General features: G+C 64.3%; 19 protein-coding genes and 1 tRNA gene. 5 read left to right on the top strand and 15 right to left on the bottom strand.

The features are described 5' to 3' along the window. Positions 1 to 104 precede the first annotated feature (104 nt). Complete coding sequence (locus JNC62_RS00725) at positions 105 to 947, top strand: DUF937 domain-containing protein (RefSeq protein ID WP_374835636.1); 843 nt, start codon at positions 105 to 107, stop codon at positions 945 to 947. A gap of 108 nt (positions 948 to 1055) precedes the next feature. Here the strand turns inward: JNC62_RS00725 and JNC62_RS00720 are convergent, their stop codons facing one another. Next, on the bottom strand, positions 1056 to 1355 hold the full coding sequence (locus JNC62_RS00720) for a YjiS-like domain-containing protein (protein WP_374834986.1): 300 nt from the start codon (positions 1353 to 1355) through the stop codon (positions 1056 to 1058). Positions 1356 to 1627: 272 nt separating this feature from the next. Between JNC62_RS00720 and JNC62_RS00715 the strand changes: the two genes are divergently transcribed. Next, positions 1628 to 2581 carry a LysR substrate-binding domain-containing protein gene (locus JNC62_RS00715; protein ID WP_374834984.1) on the top strand — a complete coding sequence of 318 codons (954 nt, stop codon included), beginning with the start codon at positions 1628 to 1630 and terminating at the stop codon, positions 2579 to 2581. Between the two features lie 103 nt (positions 2582 to 2684). Here JNC62_RS00715 and JNC62_RS00710 read toward each other — a convergent pair whose 3' ends face one another. The 3 genes from JNC62_RS00710 to guaB all read right to left on the bottom strand — a co-directional run bounded on the left by JNC62_RS00710 (position 2685) and on the right by guaB (position 5869). Next, positions 2685 to 3563 carry a dienelactone hydrolase family protein gene (locus JNC62_RS00710; protein ID WP_374834982.1) on the bottom strand — a complete coding sequence of 293 codons (879 nt, stop codon included), beginning with the start codon at positions 3561 to 3563 and terminating at the stop codon, positions 2685 to 2687. Positions 3564 to 3777: 214 nt separating this feature from the next. Next, positions 3778 to 4140 carry a hypothetical protein gene (locus tag JNC62_RS00705; RefSeq protein WP_374834981.1) on the bottom strand — a complete coding sequence of 121 codons (363 nt, stop codon included), beginning with the start codon at positions 4138 to 4140 and terminating at the stop codon, positions 3778 to 3780. A 229-nt stretch (positions 4141 to 4369) separates the two neighbouring features. Further along, complete coding sequence (gene guaB / locus JNC62_RS00700) at positions 4370 to 5869, bottom strand: IMP dehydrogenase (RefSeq protein WP_374834979.1); 1500 nt, start codon at positions 5867 to 5869, stop codon at positions 4370 to 4372. A 263-nt stretch (positions 5870 to 6132) separates the two neighbouring features. Between guaB and JNC62_RS00695 the strand changes: the two genes are divergently transcribed. Continuing rightward, a complete protein-coding gene (locus JNC62_RS00695; RefSeq protein WP_374834977.1) occupies positions 6133 to 7539 on the top strand; it encodes an MFS transporter in 1407 nt (468 codons plus the stop codon). A 6-nt stretch (positions 7540 to 7545) separates the two neighbouring features. Here the strand turns inward: JNC62_RS00695 and JNC62_RS00690 are convergent, their stop codons facing one another. Genes JNC62_RS00690 through JNC62_RS00680 form a run of 3 tightly spaced genes read right to left on the bottom strand, consistent with a single transcriptional unit; the run spans position 7546 to position 10213 of the window. Then, positions 7546 to 7929: a VOC family protein gene (locus JNC62_RS00690; protein WP_374834975.1), complete on the bottom strand. Its 384-nt coding sequence runs from the start codon at positions 7927 to 7929 to the stop codon at positions 7546 to 7548. After that, the gene (locus JNC62_RS00685; RefSeq protein ID WP_374834974.1) at positions 7929 to 8666 is read right to left on the bottom strand and encodes an RlmE family RNA methyltransferase; all 738 of its coding nucleotides are present in this window, start codon (positions 8664 to 8666) and stop codon (positions 7929 to 7931) included. Before JNC62_RS00685 ends, JNC62_RS00690 begins: the two co-directional genes overlap by 1 nt. Next, positions 8663 to 10213: a Ppx/GppA phosphatase family protein gene (locus JNC62_RS00680; protein ID WP_374834972.1), complete on the bottom strand. Its 1551-nt coding sequence runs from the start codon at positions 10211 to 10213 to the stop codon at positions 8663 to 8665. The genes JNC62_RS00685 and JNC62_RS00680 overlap by 4 nt, the downstream gene beginning before the upstream one ends. Before the next feature lie 303 nt (positions 10214 to 10516). Between JNC62_RS00680 and JNC62_RS00675 the strand changes: the two genes are divergently transcribed. Beyond that, positions 10517 to 10590: transfer RNA gene (locus tag JNC62_RS00675), tRNA-Gln, on the top strand. Positions 10591 to 10711: 121 nt separating this feature from the next. Here the strand turns inward: JNC62_RS00675 and JNC62_RS00670 are convergent. Further along, entirely contained in the window at positions 10712 to 11518 is an 807-nt protein-coding gene (locus JNC62_RS00670) for a sulfite exporter TauE/SafE family protein (protein WP_374834970.1), read from the bottom strand. Positions 11519 to 11635: 117 nt separating this feature from the next. Between JNC62_RS00670 and JNC62_RS00665 the strand changes: the two genes are divergently transcribed. Then, entirely contained in the window at positions 11636 to 11917 is a 282-nt protein-coding gene (locus JNC62_RS00665; RefSeq protein WP_374834969.1) for an HIT family protein, read from the top strand. Positions 11918 to 11962: 45 nt separating this feature from the next. On the opposite strand, the gene JNC62_RS00660 is transcribed toward JNC62_RS00665, so the two are convergent. Genes JNC62_RS00660 through JNC62_RS00630 form a run of 7 tightly spaced genes read right to left on the bottom strand, consistent with a single transcriptional unit; the run spans position 11963 to position 19837 of the window. Next, the gene (locus JNC62_RS00660; RefSeq protein ID WP_374834967.1) at positions 11963 to 13750 is read right to left on the bottom strand and encodes an ABC transporter ATP-binding protein; all 1788 of its coding nucleotides are present in this window, start codon (positions 13748 to 13750) and stop codon (positions 11963 to 11965) included. Next, positions 13747 to 14706: an acetamidase/formamidase family protein gene (locus tag JNC62_RS00655; protein WP_374834965.1), complete on the bottom strand. Its 960-nt coding sequence runs from the start codon at positions 14704 to 14706 to the stop codon at positions 13747 to 13749. Before JNC62_RS00655 ends, JNC62_RS00660 begins: the two co-directional genes overlap by 4 nt. Before the next feature lie 8 nt (positions 14707 to 14714). Then, positions 14715 to 16331 (bottom strand): ABC transporter substrate-binding protein, encoded by a 1617-nt coding sequence (locus tag JNC62_RS00650; protein WP_374834963.1) that lies wholly within the window; start codon positions 16329 to 16331, stop codon positions 14715 to 14717. Positions 16332 to 16358: 27 nt separating this feature from the next. Then, the gene (locus tag JNC62_RS00645; RefSeq protein ID WP_374834961.1) at positions 16359 to 17279 is read right to left on the bottom strand and encodes an ABC transporter permease; all 921 of its coding nucleotides are present in this window, start codon (positions 17277 to 17279) and stop codon (positions 16359 to 16361) included. Continuing rightward, on the bottom strand, positions 17279 to 18178 hold the full coding sequence (locus JNC62_RS00640) for an ABC transporter permease (protein ID WP_108003259.1): 900 nt from the start codon (positions 18176 to 18178) through the stop codon (positions 17279 to 17281). Before JNC62_RS00640 ends, JNC62_RS00645 begins: the two co-directional genes overlap by 1 nt. Further along, a complete protein-coding gene (locus JNC62_RS00635) occupies positions 18153 to 18764 on the bottom strand; it encodes an ANTAR domain-containing response regulator (RefSeq protein WP_374834959.1) in 612 nt (203 codons plus the stop codon). Before JNC62_RS00635 ends, JNC62_RS00640 begins: the two co-directional genes overlap by 26 nt. Continuing rightward, positions 18761 to 19837: a transporter substrate-binding protein gene (locus tag JNC62_RS00630; RefSeq protein ID WP_374834957.1), complete on the bottom strand. Its 1077-nt coding sequence runs from the start codon at positions 19835 to 19837 to the stop codon at positions 18761 to 18763. The genes JNC62_RS00635 and JNC62_RS00630 overlap by 4 nt, the downstream gene beginning before the upstream one ends. Positions 19838 to 20316: the final 479 nt, after the last annotated feature.

Below are 20316 nucleotides of genomic sequence, written 5' to 3'. Positions count from 1 at the left end.
CCGTTATAGTGCGACAGGCATGCTCCCGCACCCGCCGCGGCGCCCAGCGCCGGCAGGTGCGTGTCGCATGCGGAATGCCCGCACCGATGACGAAAGGACCGGCGATGATCCCGCTTTACGACTTGATGCTGCAGGCACAGAACGGCGGCGCGCTGGATGTGATGGCGAAACAGTTCGGGCTGGCGCAAAAGCAGGCGAACGACGCCATTGCGGCCCTGATGCCGGCCTTCTCGGAAGGGCTGAAGCGCAGCACCGCCAATCCCTACGATTTCGGTTCGTTTCTCAAGGCGCTCTATTCAGGCGACTATGCCAAGTATTTCGACGACATGACGAAGGCGTTCACGCCGAAGGGCATTGAAGAAGGCAACGATCTCCTCGGTCAGTTTTTCGGCTCGAAGGAGGTTTCGCGCGCAGTCGCCGCGCAAGCGGCGCAGATGACCGGCATTGGCCAGGAGATCTACAAGCAGATGCTGCCGGTGGTCGCCAGCACGCTGATGGGCGGGTTGCTCAAGCAGTCGTTCGCGCCGTTCTTCGCGGCCATGCAGCCGGACACGGACAATCCTTTCGCTGCGGCCATGCGGCAGTGGATGGAGGCGACCGGCATGGCAAAGAAGCCGGAGCCTCAGACCAACCCCTTCAACAATCCCTTCACCCAGGCCTTCTTCGGCACCGGTTCCGACAAGAAGCCGGCCGAAAATCCCTTCCTCGACAATCCGTTCGCCAAGGCCTTTACCGACATGATGACGGCCATGGGCGGAAAATCACCCGAAGCGCCCGCCGATGACAAGGCGACGCCGGCGGATTCGCTGACGCAACTCGTGACGACCATGTTCGACACCGGGATCGAGATGCAGAAGGATTACCAGAAGAGCATTGAAGGCATCTTCGACACGATGAGCAAAGCATCGTCAACGAGATCACCGGAACCGGACAAGAAGCCGGACTGACTTGCCCAGCACCTCGCAAAGAAAAAGCCCGGCGGGACCTGGGGGGTCGCGCGCCGGGCAAGCGGCAGGGCTATTGGCTCTCACCCTGCGGGGAAGCTGGGAGGCGCCCTAGTCGGGACGACCGCTCCGCAAATGTCTGCGGGCGCGGTCACGCGCCGTGATCGTCAGGTGCATGTCGGGATCGGCCCAGTAATAGGAGGAGATCAGCGCGTTGCGCACATCCTCCCGCCGCAGGCCGATATCGAGCAGCATGTGATCGTCGAGATCGTTCAGCCGATTGAGCGCCGAACGGTTCCGCCAGGTGCGCACGATCCGTGTCGTGGCCCGACGAAAGCGGGCAAGAACGGAGGGAGCGGACGAACGATAGGCGGCAACCTCGAGACCATTTAGGCTTTCAATCATGCGCATGGCATTTCTCCTTTCCGGCAGGGCGCATCGCCTCACTCGGCGGAAAACTGCGCGCATAGCCATATTCGTTTCGCCAATCGGCACGACTGGCGGTCAAATTCTCTCAATACTTCAATGTAATCTTCCCACCCCACCGGCACGTGGGACCGAAGTCAAAATAAAGAGCCGGCACCGGGGCAATTCACTTTGTGTCTCTTTGTCGCAGATAGACATTGATCAGTCCAACGAATGTTTTTAATAGTATCAATCAAACCCTCTTATGGAATGTCGCCATGTCCGCGCCGCTAGACATCGATCAGCTCCAGACTTTCGTCGCAATCGCCGACACCGGCTCCTTCACCAGGGCGGCGGAAAGGGTCTTCAAGACCCAGTCCGCCGTTTCGATGCAGATGCGGCGGCTTGAAGAACGCATCGGCAAGCAACTGTTCATGAAGGACGGGCGAGGCAACCGGCTGACGGCGGAAGGCGAGCGGCTCTTGAATTTCGCCCGGCGGATGATCCGCCTGAACAACGAGGCGATCGCTGCCTTTGACGACAATCGCCTGGAAGGCACGCTTCGGATCGGAACGCCCGACGACTATGCCGACCGCTACATGCCCGAGATCATCATGCGGTTCGCCAAGACGCACCCGAACGTGGAGCTCTATATCGTCTGCGAACCCTCGGTCGATCTCGCCGAAAAGATGAGCAAGGGCGAGCTCGACATCGCGCTCGTCACCCACAACCCGCGCCAGCGTCAGTCCGACGTGGTCCGGACGGAGCCGCTCTGCTGGGTCATGTCGGCCAATCATCCGCTGCCGGAAAACGCGCCGGTGCCGCTTGCGGTCGGCCGGCGCGACTGCCAGTGGCGGCAGGTCGCCTGTGCCGCGCTCGATTCCGTCGGCCGGGACTATCAGGTTCTGTTCACGAGCTGGTCCTCCACCGTCGTCGCGGCGGCCGTGATGGCCGGCATGGCGGTTTCGGTCCTGCCGGAGTCGGCATTGAGACCGGGCATGAAGGTGCTGACCCAGGCGGATGGCTTCCCGCCGCTGGCGCCTGTGCAGATCGGCATCATGAAGCGGCCGGGCCTGTCGCCGTCGCTGATGAATGCGATCACCAGCCACATCACCGCCTGCCTCGACAATATCTCCCCGCTCGCCGTCAACGACGACCTGCCGGAGGCGGACGTGAAGCAATTCCCGCGGCTGTCGCGCCTGCGTCCGGGGCACATGATGCCAGGGTGGTGAAATCCTGACAGGCCGGCGAAGCGCCCCGGCCTTTGCCAGGACGCCGAGACAGCGGGAGATTACAACGCTCCGGTCGCGCAGGCAGGCGCGGTTTGTCTGTTCGTCAGGACAAATTCTTCTTGAGGAACTCGACCGTCCGCTTCCAGGCCAGCTCGGCGGCCGCCTTGTCATAGCGGGCGGTTGAGGTGTCGTTGTTGAAGGCGTGGTTCACCCCCTCGTAGACGAACAGCTCATAGGTCTTGCCATTCTCGTCCAACGCCTTCTTGTAGGCATCGATGCCCGCATTGATCCGCTCGTCGAGGCCGGCATAGTGCAGCATCACCGCGGCCTTGATCTTCGGTACGGCTTCGGCCGGCGGCTGAGCTCCGTAGTAGGCGACGGCGGCTTTCAGGTTCGGATCGGCGACCGCAATCTGGTTGACCAGCCCGCCACCCCAGCAGAAGCCGACGGCGCCAACCTGGCCGTTCACCAAATCCAGTTCCGACAGATAGGCGGCGGTCGCGACCGCGTTCTCGACGGTCGCGCCACGGTCGAGCTTGCCGATCATTTCGCGGGCCTTGTCCTCGTCGGCGGGCGTGCCGCCGTCCGGCGACAGAAAATCGGGCGCCAGCGCCACGAACCCTTCCAGCGCCATGCGGCGCGCCACGTCGCGGATGTGCGGGTTGAGGCCGCGGTTCTCGTGGATGACGATGACGCCGCCGAGCGGGCCCTGTGCATCCTTCGGGCGGGCGATATAGCCCTTCATCTGCCCCTTCCGCGCGGCGAAGGACACCTCCTCGGCAATCAGGCGCGCATCGCCTTCCGCCACAATCTGGGCGCTGGCACTGTTGGCGGCCAGCAATGGCGCGATGGCGGCAGCACCTGCCGCAGACCCGGCAAGCGCCGTCAGCCGCTCCATGAAGCGACGGCGGTCGAGCGACAGATGGGTGTATTCGTCATAGGCGTCGATCATCGCCTGCGTGATCTTCGGTGTCGGTTCCATGAAGTCTTCTCCCGCGTTCCCTTGCGCCTCCGTCGGGCGCTCGCGCGAAAGAATATGCCAAGGCGGGACCAATGTCCGAGCAACACCTCCTCACGGTTGCGTGATTCGTGCTGCGTCGCTTGCAAGGATGCGGCATCGGACATCAACGGTCGGAAGAGAAAGAAAAGGCGGGAGTTTCAGCAGCCCGCCTTGCACAGAGGATTGCTCGAGACTGCTATTTTTTCAGCGTCAGCACTTCCGTTCCCGACCCGTCCTGACCAGTAATCGTCCAGACGCCTTCAAGAACACCGCCGGGCTTGACCTCGTAGACGACAAGACCGATCGCATCATCGAGCACGTATGCCGCAGCAAACGCATTGTCGTTGAGCATGCAGACGCCCTGCGATGCCGTATCGCCGGTCTGCCACTCGATCGAGCAGGTCGTGTCGCTTTCGAGCGTGATGGTGGCCGTGCCGCCGTAGCTCGATCCATCGAGATTGGTGCCCTCGACGGTATAGGTGCCGGCGCTAACCGTCTGCGCGGCCGCGGGCGCGCAAAGGCCGAAGGCGAGCAACGCGAGTGCCAATGTATGTTTCATGACGTTTCCCCCAGTCAGGCGGCGGAAGTGCCGCCAGCGCCTCTATAACCACGGGGAATTAGCGAGGAAAGGGCTTGCACGCACTGCTTGCTGATCGGGGGCGTGCTCGACCACTCAGTGAATGACGATGCGAAGTGGATCCCTCTCCCCGGTCGCTATCACTGCATCAAAGGAAAGCGGCGGCCACCTTCGATGCCGCCGCCTTTTGTTTTCATCCAGATCGTTCGGATCAGCCCATCGCACCCGGGTAGTTCGGGCTCTCGCGGGTGATGGTGACGTCGTGCGCGTGGCTTTCGCGCAGGCCTGCGCCGGAAATGCGTACGAACGTCGCCTTCTCCTGGAATTCCTTGATGTTGCGGCCGCCGACATAGCCCATCGACGCCTTCAGGCCACCGGCGAGCTGGTGCAGGACGCCCGACACCGGGCCCTTGTAGGGCACCTGGCCTTCGACGCCCTCCGGAACGAGCTTGAGCGTGTCGCGTACCTCGGCCTGGAAGTAGCGGTCGGCCGAGCCGCGCGCCATCGCCCCGACCGAACCCATGCCGCGATAAGCCTTGAAGGAGCGGCCCTGATAGAGGAACACCTCGCCCGGGCTCTCGTCCGTACCGGCGAGCAGCGAGCCGACCATGCAGGCCGAGGCGCCGGCGGCAATCGCCTTGGCAAGGTCGCCGGAAAACTTGATGCCCCCGTCGGCGATGACCGGCACATCGGCGTCACGCGCGGCTGCGACCGCCGCCATGATCGCGGCGAGTTGCGGAACGCCGACGCCGGCGACAATGCGGGTCGTGCAGATCGAGCCCGGGCCGATGCCGACCTTGACCGCGTCCGCGCCTGCGTCGATCAGCGCCTTCGTGCCGTCGACGGTGGCGACGTTGCCGGCCATGATGCGGACGGAGTTGGAGAGCTTCTTCACCTGCGACACGGCGTCGAGAACGCGCTGCGAATGGCCGTGCGCCGTATCGACCACCAAAAGATCGACGCCGGCATCGATCAGGCGCTCGGCCCGTTCGAGGCCGTCGTCGCCGACCGAGATCGCCGCGGCAGCGCGAAGCCGGCCCTGCGCGTCCTTCGAGGCGTTCGGGTTCAGCTGCGACTTCTCCATGTCCTTGACCGTGATCAGGCCGACGCAGCGCCCGTCGGCATCGACGACAAGAAGCTTTTCGATGCGGTGCTTGTGGAGGAGGCGCTTGGCTTCCTGTTGCTCGACATTCTCCTTGACCGTGACGAGGTTTTCCCGCGTCATCAGCTCATAGATCTTCTGCTTCTGATCCGACGCGAAACGGACGTCGCGGTTCGTCAGGATGCCGACGAGCCGGCCGGCAACGCCCTTGGTGGCGTCCTCGACCACCGGAATGCCCGAAATGCCATGCGTCTTCATCAGCGCCAACGCATCGGCGAGCGTGGCGTCAGGGCCGATCGTGACGGGATTGATCACCATGCCGCTTTCGAACTTCTTCACCTGGCGGACCTCTTCTGCCTGCTCGGCAGGTGTGAGATTGCGGTGGATCACGCCGAGGCCGCCGGCCTGGGCCATGGCAATCGCCAGCCGCGCCTCGGTGACCGTGTCCATCGCCGATGAGAGGATCGGCAGGTTGAGGTCGAAATCCCTGGCAATGCGGGTGGCGATGTTCGTCTGACCCGGCATGACCTCCGAGTGACCCGGCTGCAACAGCACGTCGTCGAAGGTGAGTGCTTCCAGTCCGGTTGCGGTTTCTACGATGCGTGCCATGGCCAATCCCTTCGGTGTAATAGGCTGCGGGCCAAGGGAGCGCTTGGGAACGGTCCACCTGGTCGCTTGCAAGATAAGTCTTGGAAGTTGGCGAGGGCTCGTAACACGTTCGTGACGGAATGGAAATAGCAAAGTGCCCGTGACCGGTTTGACAGCGGATGGAAGCAGGCGCAAAAGGCGAACGACTGCCGGGCGGCAACGCACCGAAACCATGTCTTTCACTTTGAACGCCTGTTCCCCCGTTCCGATCCGCGGCCTATTGCATGAACCGTCTCGTCCCCCTCATCCTTGCCGTCGCGCTTTTCATGGAGCAGATGGATTCGACCGTCATCGCCACCTCGCTGCCGGCAATCGCCCATGATCTCGGTGTCGGGCCGATCACGCTGAAGCTGGCGTTGACGGCCTACATGGTGTCGCTCGCCATCTTCATCCCCCTCTCCGGCTGGATGGCGGATCGCTTCGGCGCCAAGCGCATTTTTCGGCTGGCGATCCTCGTCTTCGTGTTCGGTTCCATCCTCTGCGCGGTGTCGAACAGCCTGGTTTCCTTTGTCGTCTCGCGCTTCGTCCAGGGCATGGGCGGGGCGATGATGACGCCGGTGGCGCGTCTCGTTCTCGTGCGCAGCACCTCGCGCAGCGACCTCGTCTCGGCCATGGCGATGCTGACGATTCCCGCCCTCGTCGGCCCGCTCGCCGGACCGCCGCTCGGCGGCTTCATCACCACCTATTTCGCCTGGCACTGGATCTTTCTCATCAACGTGCCGGTCGGCATCGTCGGATACGTGTTGTCGGGCATTTACCTGCCGGAGATCCAATCCGCCCGGCCTGCCGGGCTGGACATCAAGGGCTTTTTGCTCGGCGCCGTCGCCGCGGGCGGCACGATGTTCGGCCTGTCGGTCATCAGCCTGCCGGCCCTTCCACCGGAAATCGGTCTCGCCGCGACGACCGCGGGGCTGTTGTCCGGCTGGCTCTATGTGCGCCATGCCCGAAGCCACCCGGCGCCGCTTCTGGATTTGAACCTCTTCCGGGACGGCTCGTTCCGCGCTGCCGCGATCGGCGGAACGCTGTTCCGGCTCTCGGTCGGCGCGATCCCCTTCCTGATGCCGCTGATGCTGCAGGTCGGTTTCGGCTTTTCGCCGTTTCAGTCCGGCCTCATCACCTTCACCGGCGCGGTCGGCGCGATCACGACGAAGTTTATCGCCAAGCGCGTCCTGACGCTTGTCGGGTTCCGCACGACGCTGATCGTCGCAACCATCGCCGGCGCCGTCCTCACCGCCGTCAACAGCCTCTTCACGCCGGACACATCGGTGGCACTGATGTCCTTTGTCCTGCTTCTGGCCGGCTTCGCGCGCTCGTTCTTCTTTACCAGCGTCAACGCTCTGTCGTTTGCAGACATTACCGACAAAGACGCCAGCAAGGCGACCTCGATGAGTGCGGTGCTGCAGCAGATGAGCCTGGCGCTCGGTGTCGCGATCGCCGGTACGATCCTGGAGGTCCAGTCGATGCTCACGGGCACACAACTCCAGCTGCGCGACTTTCACGTCGCCTTCATGATCATCGCGGTGCTGACGCTCATCGCCGTCGTGCCGTTCCTGACCATGGCACGCAATGCCGGCGCCTCGGTCTCCGGCCACCGGATCGGCACGAAGGAACAGTCCGCGGCGATCAAATAGCCGACGTCACTCGGGACGCTCGCATACGATCGACAGCTTGTTGCCGTCGAGGTCGCGCACGAAGGCGGCGTAGAAATCCTGATGGTACGGCCGAATGCCCGGCGCGCCCTCGTCCGTTCCGCCGTTCGACAATACGGCGGCGTGGAATTCGTCCACCGCAGCGCGGCTTGGCGCGTCGAGGGCGACCGTCACCCCATTGCCGAAGGTCGCCGGTTCGCGGTTGAACGGCTCGACCACCCAGAAACGGCAGCGCACGTCGTCGTCCGCGCCATAGCCGATCTCGCCCTGTGCCTGCTTCTGGCGACGATACCCGAGCAACGGCAGCACCGCGTCGTAGAATCTTCCGGCCCGTTCGAGGTCGTTCGTGCCGACGGTCACATAGAGAAGCATCACGCCTCCTCCGCCGCCTCGGCTGCCGTCGCGGCGGAAGACTTGCCGCGTCCCTTGAAGCCCTTGGCGAGCAGGAACATCTCGACCGATTCGGCGCGCGAGGCCGCCGGCTTGACATGGATGACCTGCTTGAAATTCTGCTTGAGCATGTTGAGCAGGTCGCGCTCGGTGCCGCCCTGGAACGTCTTCGCCAGGAAGTGGCCGCCCTCCGCCAGCACCTCGACGGCGAAGTAGGCGGCGACCTCGCACAGGTGCATGGTGCGCAAATGGTCGGTCTGCCGGTGCCCCGTGGTCGGAGCCGCCATGTCGGAGATGACGAGGTCGGGCGTGCCGCCGATCGCCTCCTTCAGCTTCTCCGGCGCCTGCGGATCGAGGAAATCCATCTGCAGGATCTTCACGCCGGGCAGCAGGTCCATCTCGAGAAAGTCGATTGCCGCGACGCGGGGATCGGCGTCGGTCGAATTCGTCACCTTGGCGGCGATCTGCGACCAGCTTCCCGGCGCCGCCCCCAGGTCGATGATGCGCCTGGCACCCTCGAGGATCTTGTGTTTCTCGTCGATCTCCAGAAGCTTGAATGCGGCGCGCGCGCGATAGCCCTCGAGCCGCGCGCGCTGTACGTAGGGGTCGTTGATGTGGCGCTCGATCCAGCGCCGCGAGGACGCCTTGAGCTTGCCCTTCTTCACCTTCTGGCCGAGCTTGCGGCCGGAGCGATTGCCGCCGACAGGAGGCTTGGTCATTTTTCTCGTCCTTCCGATCTGCCGGATTGGCTGCGGTTCTGCCGGCGATGGCGGCCGCGTCGCCAGACGCCGTCGTCGGCCATCATGTCGGTCAAAAGCCCCTCGCGCAGGCCGCGATCGGCGACGCGCATGCGCGTCGAGGGCCAGCGGTTGCGGATCGCCTCGAGAATGGCGCAGCCGGCCAGAACAAGATCGGCGCGGTCGGGACCGATGCATGGATTGGCGGCGCGCGCGGAAAAGTCCCACGACAGCAGGCGGGCCTGCATGGCAGTCACTTCCGCATCCGACAGCCATACGCCATCCACCTGGCGCCGGTCGTAGCGCGGAAGGTCGAGATGCACTCCGGCGAGCGTCGTGACGGTTCCTGACGTTCCGATCAGATGGAAGTCCTCCGTTGCCGCATGGGCGCCCTGCGCCGAGCAGTCGAAATCGGCAAGCATGGCCTCCACTTCACGGACCATGGCCGCAAAGCTCTCGGGCGTCACGTCGCGGCCGCCATGGCGTTCCGACAGCGTCACGACGCCGACCGGAAGCGATGTCCAGTGGGTGATGTGGTTGGCCAGCCGGCTGGAGCGATTTTCGCCGATGCGGATCACCGCGATTTCTGACGAGCCGCCGCCGATGTCGAACAGGACGACGGATTTTGCCTCGCGCCCGACCAGCGACGAGCAGCCGGAAACGGCAAGCCGCGCTTCCGTCTCCCGGTTGATGATTTCGAGCTCCAGGCCGGTCTCCGACCGGACGCGATCGAGGAAGGCCTCGCCGTTCTCCGCCCGCCGGCAGGCCTCGGTGGCAATCAGCCGGCTGCGGCGGATGTTGCGGCTCTTGAGCTTGGCCGCACAGATCTTCAAAGCCTCGACCGAGCGGTCCATCGCCTCGTCGGACAGCCGGCCGCTTGCGGCCAGCCCTTCGCCGAGCCGCACGATCCGCGAGAAGGCGTCAACGACGCGGAACTGGCCGGGGCGGGTGGGCTGCGCGACCAGCAGCCGGCAGTTGTTGGTGCCGAGGTCGAGCGCGGCGTAGAGCGAGGTGTCGTTTTGCTCGCCGCGCGATCCGCTGACCGCCGATGGCTGGCCGCCGGCACGGCCGGCTGTTTTCGCAAACGGCTGGGGCGCGACCGACGACGGCACGGACTTCAGCGACGGCCCGACGGCCTCCGGTGGCCGTTCCGGACCCTTCAGCGGCCGGCCCTGCAGGCCGCGCTGGTGATGGGGCGGCCGGCCCGAATGCCCCTGCCCGGATCGCTCCGAGACGGCTGGCGCGGGAGACCCGGCACCGGCCGGCGTTGCCGGGTTGGGTTGGCCGCCACCCTTGCCGCGGCGACGACGCTTGCGCTTGCGCACAGCTTCGCCATCCTTGGCGACGGTTTGGGGGCGGGTTTCCAGACTGTGGCTGGAATCGTTGCCCGGGGAAAGGGAGCCGGAAGACGGACCTTGTGCCCGCTTTGGCTTTCCCTTGCGGCGGCGCGACCGCTTTGGTCTTGCCGGTCCACCCGTGGCCTGCCCCCCGGAAACGGACGGCCTCTGGCCGTGGTCGGGGTCGTTCACGTGTCTGCCTATCGCGCCGCGCAAAGCCTATAGAGCTGCAGCAGGCGCTCTCTCGATTTTCGTTGCCGAGACCTTACCAGCGCGGACCGCTTTGGACAATTGCTTTTCTGTGCGGCAGCATGCTTGACGCGGCCTGCAACCGCAGCCGAGCCGGCGAACTCGGCAGATGCTGTCGCGCGGGCGTCCTCAAAAGATGCGCCGGGCGTACCCACAAAAAAAATCGAGACCCCTATTTGCATCCGCCAGCCTTTTGGTTATAAGCCCGCCTCACAGGCACAGGCCATCTCGGTCGCAGCCGGCTGGTGGGGAATAGGTTAACGGTAGACCCACGGACTCTGACTCCGTTAGTCCTGGTTCGAATCCAGGTTCCCCAGCCATCTATTTTTCACGCAATAAAATCAATACCTTGCCCAAGGGTTCGTACCTCAGTCCGTACCCGAACTTGTACCTCAATAGACGCGAGTTCTGGTCTCTCGATAGCACGGACGCCCGAAGCTCCTAGCTATGTCGCCAGACCTTCACCGCCGAGATCAGCAGGATGACCGCGAGCAGCGGCAGCAGGAACGTGTTCGGTACCAAGCCGAGGAGTTGGCCACCGAGGAAGGTTCCGAGGATTGAGCCTGCGGCCATGACCGCGACGAACATCCGGTTCTTACCGAGGATGGCGAAGCTGCTGTCCTGGCTGTAGCGGGCAAAACCCACGATCATGGTCGGGAGGCTGACCGCCAGCGAGAGGCTGCCAGCGAGCTTGATGTCTGCCCCGAACAACAGGACCAGCGTGGGAATGAGCAGTTCGCCACCGGCCACTCCTAGAAGGGACGCGACAATGCCGATACAGAAACCAGCGATCACGCCCGCAATGAACTGCAGCGCCCCAGTGAGAAGCGGCTGACCAGCGGCTGCACCATGCCCGAACACCAACGCGATGGCGATCAGGACCAGCAGCGTAGCGATGACCCGATAGAGCGTCTCCGACTTGAGCCGAGTGGCCCATCCTGCCCCGAACCAAGCCCCCAGGAGGCTTCCGGCCAAGAGGTTGGCCATGATCGGCCAATGAGAGGCGACCTCGCTCAAGGGCACCGTAGCAGCCCGGAACGGCAAGGCCGTGGCAACCACCACCAAGCTCATCGCCTTGTTCAGGATAACCGCCTCAAGCGCCGCGAAGTGGAAGAGGCCGATCAGCAGCGGCAACCGGAATTCAGCACCACCGAGGCCGATCAGACCTCCCAGCATGCCGATGATCGTGCCGCCCGCAAAGGCAGCCGGTTGGCTTCTAGTGGAGGATGTATTGGCAGGGTCGGTCATGGCCGTTAAATTTCTCGCGATATGACGTCACGGACAAGCTATGCCAACCAAATCACACGCCTGCAAGTGGTGCGACCGGACCAGAAGCCGATTGCCGAGAACCGATCTCCCCTTCTGATGGACAAGCCGCACCACAGTTATCCGGGCGCATTAGTTGTGACCCGCAGACATGTCGAGAACCCGTTCGAGATGACGCCTGAGGAATGGGGTGACCTTGGCGAGATGATGGAGGAGGCCCGCGCTCATCTAGGGCAGTTCAAGCCCGCTGGCTTCACTCTGGGCTGGAACGCGGGTGAGGTCGGTGGGCAGCACGTCTTCCACGCCCACATGCATGTTATCTGCCGGTTCGAAGGCGAACCACAGGCGGGACGTGGCTTGCGGGACTTCATCCTACGTTGAGTCTCCGCTCTAGTCATCGCCTACTTTCGCGGGTCGGGAGTGGAATCACGCGTGATTTAGGATTGGCTTCGCGACGAGGTGGCCGCCGCCGATGTCGACGAGGTTCACCTTTTCCGGGGCCTCGCCGACCTTCCAGACGGGGCTCGGGATCTCGCCCGAAAGCCGCAGGCCCGGTTGACGTTCGCGGCGCGGGTCCGGAACCGGCACCGCTTCCAACAGGCGCCTGGTATAGGGATGCTGAGGATTGCCGAACAGTTGCGCGCGCGTTCCCATCTCGACGATCTGGCCGAGATACATGACGGCGACGCGGTCGGAGATGTTCTCCACCACCGCCATGTCGTGGCTGATGAACAGGTAGGTGACGCCGCTTTCCTTCTGCAGGTCGCGCAGCAGGTCCAGCACCTTCGCCTGGATCGACACGTCGAGCGCAGCCACGCTCTCGTCGCAGACGATCAGCTTCGGTTTCAGCGCCAGCGCACGCGCAATGCAGACGCGCTGGCGCTGGCCGCCGGAGAACTGGTGCGGGTAGCGGTTGTAGACGTTCGGCGACAACTCCACGCGCTCCAGCAGTTCGCGCACGCGCGCCTTCTGCTCCTCCGGCGTGCCGATGCCGTGAATGACCAGCGGTTCGCGGATCAGCTCGCCGACCGTCATCCGCGCATCGAGGGCCGCCATCGGGTCCTGGAAGACGATCTGCAGGTCGCGGCGGATCGCCTTGCGGCCCCGGCCATCGAGGTCGCTCAGCGCCTGGCCGTTGATCTCGATCCGGCCGGTATGGGGCACGAGGCCGACCAGCGCCTTCGCCATGGTCGACTTGCCGCAGCCCGATTCGCCGACAAGAGACAGCGTCTCGCCGCGGAAGATTTCCAGCGACACGTGCTCGACGGCGTGGACGCGCGCGGCCACGCGGCCGAGCAGGCCCTGCCGGATGGGGAAGTTCACCGACACGTCCTCGTAGCGCACGAGGATGTCGCGTGCCTCATGCTGCGGCCTTAACGCGCCGGTGCCGATGCGCGGCACCGCTGCGAGCAGGTCGCGGGTGTATTGCTCCTTGGGAGCATCGAAGAGGTCGATGGTCGGGGCCGCTTCGACCATCTTGCCCTTGCGCATGACGATGACGCGGTCGGCCATCTCGGCGACGACGCCCATGTCATGGGTGATCAGAATGACGGCGGTTCCGAGTTCTTTCTGCAGGTCGCGCAGCAGGTCGAGAACCTCGCGCTGTACCGTCACGTCCAGCGCCGTCGTCGGTTCGTCGGCGATGAGGACGGCGGGGCGGAGCGCGATCGCCATGGCGATCATCACGCGCTGGCGCATGCCGCCCGAAAGCTCGTGCGGATACTGTTCGAGCCGCTTTTCCGGCTGCGACAGGCGCACGGCCTTCACCGCCTCGAGTGCGCGGGCACGCGCCTGTGACACCGACAGCGGCTCGTGGGCGCGAATGGCCTCCACGAGTTGGCGGCCGATGCTCATGACCGGGTTGAGCGCGGTCATCGGCTCCTGGAAGATCATGGCGATGCGCGCGCCGCGCATCGCCTGCATCTTCTTCTCGGGCAAGGTCGTCAGTTCCGTTTCGCCGAAGCGGATGGAGCCGCCCGTCACCCGGACCGCGGGCGCGGGCAAAAGCCCCATGCAGGCAAGCGACGTGATCGACTTGCCCGAGCCGCTTTCCCCCGCGATCGCAAGCGTCTCGCCCCGATGAAGATCGAAGCTGAGCCCCTCGACCAGCGGAACCAGCCCCTGGTCCGAGCGGGCGGAAACCTGCAGGTCGCGCACTGACAATACGACGTCGACGGCCGCATCGACTGCGGGAGAAAGCATGGCTGCGGTCATTCGAAGACGGCCCTCGGGAAGTAGAAGCTGACCACGACGTTCGGCATGTCGACGATCTCGGAAATGCGAAGATCGCCGCAGGTCGAAACGAGCATGTAGGCGTCGACCGGATCCATCTTCTGCGTCGTCGCGAGAAGATCGACCATGTTGGCGACGGCGTCCTTGGCCGCGGCCCACAGGTCCGGACCGATGCCGGTCGTGACCTCGTAGCCCTTGGCGTCGAGATGCCGCGTGACCGGACCCGGCGTCGTGAAGCGCGGCGTCTTCAGCGGCTGGTCCTTGATGAGGTCGAGCGTCAGCACGACGTCGAACGGGCTCTCGATCGCGGTGCCGCAGACTTCGCCATCGCCCTGAGCGGCGTGGGTATCGCCGACGGAGAACAGCGCGCCCTCGACCTCGACCGGCAGATAGAGGGTGGTGCCGGCCGCAAGGTCACGGATATCGAGATTGCCGCCGACCCGGCGCGGCGGGACGACCGAGTGGTGGCCGTTTTCGGCCAGCGCGTTGCCGATGGTCCCGGCAAACGGCTTCAGCGGCACGCGGCCGTTCTTGCCGAACAGCGCCGGTTCCATGCTGGCGGCGTCGAACTTCCAGACATTGAGGGCCGGTTCGGTGAACTGGTCGGCGAGCAGGCCGAAGCCCGGGATGTTGGCGGTCCAGCCGAAGCCCGCGCCGTCGCGAAGCTGCGGCGTGAAGCTCTCGATCGTCACCTTGAGGACGTCGCCCGGCTTGGCACCATCGACGTAGATCGGCCCGGAAACCGGGTTGATTTTGGCGAAATCAAGCGCCTTCACGTCCTCGACGGTGGACTGGGGGCCGAGTTGGCCCCCAGAGCTGTCGAGGCACTGAAACAGGATCGTCTCACCCGGCGCAGCCTTAAGGGCGGGGGCAAAGGAATTGTCCCAGCCGAAATGGTGCTGATGGGCGTGGATCGTGTGGTTGCAGTGCTTGCACATAACCGAGGTTACTCCTTGATGAAGACGTAGTCGTAGTTGACCGGGATCGAGACCGGGTCGACGTAGAGCGCGTCGTCACCGCCCATGCGGGCGGACTTCAGGGTAAAGCGCTGCTCGTTGAACACCGGCGCCCACGGCGCGTCTTCCATCACCTTCATGTAGATCTCCGACCACTTGGCGAGACGCTCGTCCACCTTGGCGGGGTCGACGATGGAGTCTGCTTCGGCAGCCATCTTGTCGAGATCCTCGTTGCAGTACTTCGCCCAGTTCCAGCCGCCTTCGACGGCACCGCCGCAGCCGAGGATCGGGCCGTAGAAGTTTGCCGGATCCGGGAAGTCGGCGATCCACGCCATGCCGCCCGACCAGATCATCGGAGCCGTGCCGGCGCCGCCGGCCTCGATCACGTTGGCCTGCGCCAGCGACTTGATCGAAGCGTTGATGCCGATCGCCTTGAGGTCCTGCTGGATCGCCTGGGCGATGCGCGGGTTCGGGTCGGTGTTCATGACGAACAGCTCGGTCGCGAAGCCGTCCGCGTAGCCCGCGTCGGCGAGCAGCTTCTTGGCGCCTTCCGGATCGTACTTGTAGCCTTCATAGCCCTTGGTGTAGCCCGGCATGGACGGCGGCAGCGGCTGGTTGGCAGGAACGGCACGGCCATTGATGACCTGGACGATGCGATCCTTGTTGATCGCCATGTTGACGGCGCGGCGCACCTCGACCTTGTCGAACGGAGCCTGCGTGACGTTCATGGTGATGTAGCCGGTATGCAACTGGCCGCCCTCGACGACGAGGCTGGCCTGGGCCTTGTCCTTCATGACTTCGACGAATTTCGCCGGCGGAATGCCGTCGCCCGGAATGTCGACTTCGCCGTTCTGCGCGCGCAGCAGGGCAACGACCGGCTCCTGGCCGACCTCGACCGTGAAGCTGTCGAGGTAAGGCACGCCCGAAATCCAGTAGTCGGCGTTCTTCTCGAACACGAGGCGCTGGCCGAGCGTCCATTCGGTCAGCTTGAAGGCGCCGGTGCCGACCGGCTTCTTGCCGAAATCGGCGCCGGCCGCCTCGACGGCTTCCTTCGGGACGATGAACGAGAAGTTCAGCGCCATCACGTGCAGGAAGGTGGCGTCCGGACGCGACAGCTTGAAGACGACGGTGCCGGCATCGGGAGCGGAAACGCCGGAAACGGTGTCGGCCTTGCCTTCTGCCGCTGCGTCGTAGCCCTCGATCATGGCGAAGAAGCCCTGGCCGGGCGACTGGGTCGCCGGGTTGACGACGCGGTTGATCGAATAGACGACGTCGTCGGCAACCAGTTCGCGGCCGTTGTGGAACTTGACACCCGGGCGCATCTTGAAGGTGTAGGTCAGGCCGTCATCGGAAATCGCGTAGCTTTCAGCGAGGCCCGGACGCAGGGTCGTGGTGCCCGGCTCGTAGTCCATCAGGCCGTCGAAGACCGACTTGATCATCGACCAGTTCTGCCAGTCGTAGCCGATCGCCGGATCCAGGGTCGCCACGTCGTCCTTGTAGGTGACGATCATGTTGCCGCCGTGCTTGGGCTCCTCGGCCTTCGCCGGGGCAAGAGCGGGCATGGCGAGGATGCCTGCCAGCGCGGTCGAAAGTAAGAACTTCTTCATTTATAGTCCCTCCAGTTGGTTGATTGTTCAGCGCAGCTTGATGCGCGGATCGATGAGCGGCGAGATCAGGTCGGCGATGAGGTTGCCGATGACGATGCCGCAGGCGGACACGAGCGTGACGCCCATGATGATCGGGATGTCGACGCGCTGGATCGCCTGCCAGGCCAGTTGGCCGATGCCGGGCCAGCCGAACACGCTCTCGACAACGACGATGCCGGACATGAACAGGCCGATGTCGATGCCGATCATGGCGATGATGGGCAGGATCGCGTTCGGCAGCGCATGGCCGAGAATGACCTTGCTGCGGCCGAGGCCCTTGGCTCGCGCGGTGCGGATGAAGTCGGCGCGCAGCACATCGATCATCGAGGATCGCATGATGCGCGAATACCAGCCCGAACCAAGGATGCCGAGCGTCAGCGCCGGCAGCACGAGATGCGCGAACGTGCCGTAGCCGCCGATCGGAAACCAGCCGAGCTTCACGGCGAAGACGAACAGCAGCAGCAAGGCGACGACGAACTGCGGCGCGGAAACGGTCAGGAAGCTCGTCAGCATCAGGCTGTTGTCGATCGCCTTGCCGCGATTGAGCGCGGCGATGATGCCGAGCGGCAGGCCGATCAGCAGTTCACAGCCAATGGCCGCGACGAGCAGGAGAAGCGTTGCCGGCAGACGGGAAGCGATCAGCTCGGCCACCTCGGTCTTCTGCAGGTAGGAGCGGCCGAAATCGCCCTGTACAAGGTTGAGCAAGTAATTTGCGTACTGGACGAAGAACGGCTGGTCGAGCCCGAGTTGCTGGCGGATGCTCTCGACCGTCGCCGCGGTGGCGGACCGGCCGGCGATCTGCCGCACCGGGTCTGCCGGCAGCACGTAGAGCAGCACGAAGGTGATGAACGAGACGCCGAGCAGGATCAGCGCCGACTGGACGAGGCGTCTAAGGATATAGGCAGCCATCAGTCACGCCCCTGTTGTGTCGGATCGAGAATGTCGCGCAGTGCGTCGCCCACGAGGTTGAAGGCAAGCGCGAGCAGCAGGATCGCTGCGCCCGGAATGAAGACGAGCCAAGGTGCGGACTGGAAGTAGGTCTGGTTCTCGAAGATGATGTTGCCCCACGACGGGATCGGCGGCTGAACGCCGATGCCGAGGAACGACAGCGTCGCCTCGAGCAGGACGGTCGTCGAAATGCCGAGCGTGCCCCAGACGATCAGCGTCGGGATCAGATGCGGCAGGATGTGCATGAAGAGGATGCGGCCGTGGCCGGCGCCGAGCGTCTTCTCCGCAGCGATGTAGTCGCGCTCGGCGAGCGACGAGGTCTGGGTGAAGATCACGCGAGCCGTCTGCACCCAGTTGACGAAGGCGATGACCATCGCGACGATCCACAGCGACGGCGAAAAGATCGCGGCCAGGCAGATCGCGAGAAGAAGCGCAGGAAATGCCATCATCAGGTCGGTGAAGCGCATCAGCACCGCGCCGACCACGCCGCGGAAATAGCCCGCGGTCACGCCGACGATCGTGCCGATCAGAAGGGCTGCGCCATTGGCGACCAGGCCGATCACCAGCGAGGTCTGCGCACCGTAGAGGATGCGCGAGAAGAGATCGCGCCCCAAGAGATCCGTGCCGAACCAGAACGTCGCGTTCGGCGGCAGCGGCGCGCCCTCGATCGTCAGGCCGTCGAAGAACTGCTCGTAGGGATCCAGCGGCGCGATCCACCTGGCGAACACCGCCCCGCCGACGCAGATGAGGATGATCAGCAATCCCAGCAGGGCGAGCTTGCGCTGCGCAAGCCTGCGCAGCACGGACGGCCCGTTCTCCGGCGCGACCAATGGTTCAGGCGAGATCGATGCGTCTGCCATCGTCGGTGCCCCTCTCGTTCGAATGGTTCGCAACCAGCCGCTCCGCGGCGGTTTCGATCGTCACGCGCCAGGCCATGGCGGTCTGGCGCAACAGGTCATAGGCTTCGGCTTCCGTCTTGCCCTTCATCACGAAGATCATGACGGCGCGCACGATCGTCTGCCGGGCCGACAGCCGGTTCTGCAGGTCGGCGATCAGCGCCTCGGATGCGTTGGCGCGGTCGAAATTGCTGCGCGCGACGAGGAGCGCGGCATAAACGCCCTTGTCGCTCATCGGCTTGAGGATCTGTGCGTGCGCGCCCATCTCCATCGCCCACTTCAGCCGGCCGGGCGCCTCCGACCCGATCAGCGCGATCATCGGCATCGGCGATTGGCCCGGCGCCCAGGGGAACTGACCGTCGTGCCCCATGTCTGCGTCGTAGAAGATGAAGTCCGCCCCGATCGCCTCGGCCGAAAGCTCCGGCCAGGCCTCGCGAACCTGAAGCCCGATCACGCCGAGCTGGCGGATGAGCCCCTGCACGGAGGGGTGCGGTCGATGCAGGATCCAGGCTATCGCGCCACCAAGGTTTTCGGTCCTGATGCGCGTCATGAAACCACCTTCAGCATCGAGCCGCCATGAGAGGTTTGTGAACGGTGCGTGAGATAGGGGTCGGCGCGCAGGGCCGGCAACCGCTTGATCTCGTGAAACCGGCCGTTCTCGAGCCGGGCGATGATGGCGGGCTGACGCGCATGGAGATGGGCAGGGTCGAGCCGCGGCGTGTGGCCGGCGCGCATGGCCGCATTGAGCGCCTCGGCAAGGGAGAGCCCCTCCGCCCCCGGACGCCCCTGGAGCAGCAAAGCCAGCTCATGCACGGATTGCCGCGCCATCTCGTGAAACGACCCGCCGGTGCCGCCGTCCGGCTCGAACCAGGGGCCGGCCGAGATCAGCCCCTCGGCCGCGTCGCCGGCAGCGCCGATCTCGCATTCGGTGAAATTGCACGACAGGACGGTCAGGCGATGGGCGAATTCAGGCGCCCGCTTCAGCTCGGAAAGCCGTGCCAGGAACGCGTAGGAGCTCTCTCCGATCAGCGAGTTCAGGATGAAATCGGGCTTCAGCGCACGGATGTCCTGGATGATGTGATCGAGGTCGGTGTCGCCGATCGCAAGGTAGCGATCACCGAGCACCTGGCCGTCGGCCGCCGCGACCCGTTCGCGGGCTATCTGCGCCATTTCCCAGCCCCAGATATAGTTGGAGCCGACGAGATAGGTGCGCGTGCCCAGCGTCGGTAGCGCCCAGTCGAGAAGCGGCAGCAGGTGCTGGCTGGGGCAAGAGTGCATGTAGGCGACGCGCTCGGATGCTTCGAATCCCTCATAAGGCACCGGGTACCAGAGAACCCCGTCGAAGCGCTCGAGCTCGGGAATAACCTCCTTTCGGCTGGCAGAGGTGATGCAGCCGAAGATGTGGCGGGCCTCGGACCCGCGCAGGATTTCGCGGCAAAGCGGCGCATAGCGATCGAGTCGGCCTTCCGGGTCACGCTCGACGACGCGAAAGGAAACGTCGAGGCTCGGATCGGCATTCACCTCGTCCACGCCACGAAACACACCGGCGCGACTGGCGCGTGACAATGCGGCATACATGCCTTCGCGTGACAGAAGTACGCCTATGTCTACGATGCGCTTCATCAAAAATCCATACAAAAAGCCCCGACGATGCGCGTGGGTGGACGCGATCGAAACGGGGCTCAAGTGCCGACTATTTATTTCAGTCTAGTCTCAGAACAGGCAGATTGGAAGCTTAATTTCGAAATGAGGCGATGAAACTGCACGATTGCTTCTCGTACGCCTCCTGCAGCGCAACAATTATGCATCTGCTGCTTCCTCACCCGATCTGCTTTCAGGATTTGCGAGTGCCATGCTTAGGAGCTCTGCTCCCTCGCCAGCGCTGCAGGAGGCTCCTTCCCTCAGGCAAACACAGGATCGCAGCCACATTGGCTGCCGGTGCAGGTCATCGGACCAGACAGGCAATAACTGTAAACGGCAGGCCTTCAGTGGGTTGGGGGGGCGGAGCTTGGGATGCATTGCCTTTGCGATTTCGCCTTGCATTGGGCGTCATCCCATCGCTGGGATGACGCAAGGCGGGGCAGCACACCAGGATTGCGCAA

Origin of the sequence: Mycoplana ramosa (genome assembly GCF_041930185.1) — a bacterium.
GTDB classification, from domain to species: Bacteria; Pseudomonadota; Alphaproteobacteria; order Rhizobiales; family Rhizobiaceae; genus Mycoplana; species Mycoplana ramosa.
The sequence above is the reverse complement of the archived record's forward strand: the minus strand, read 5'-3'. Positions and strand labels throughout refer to the sequence as shown.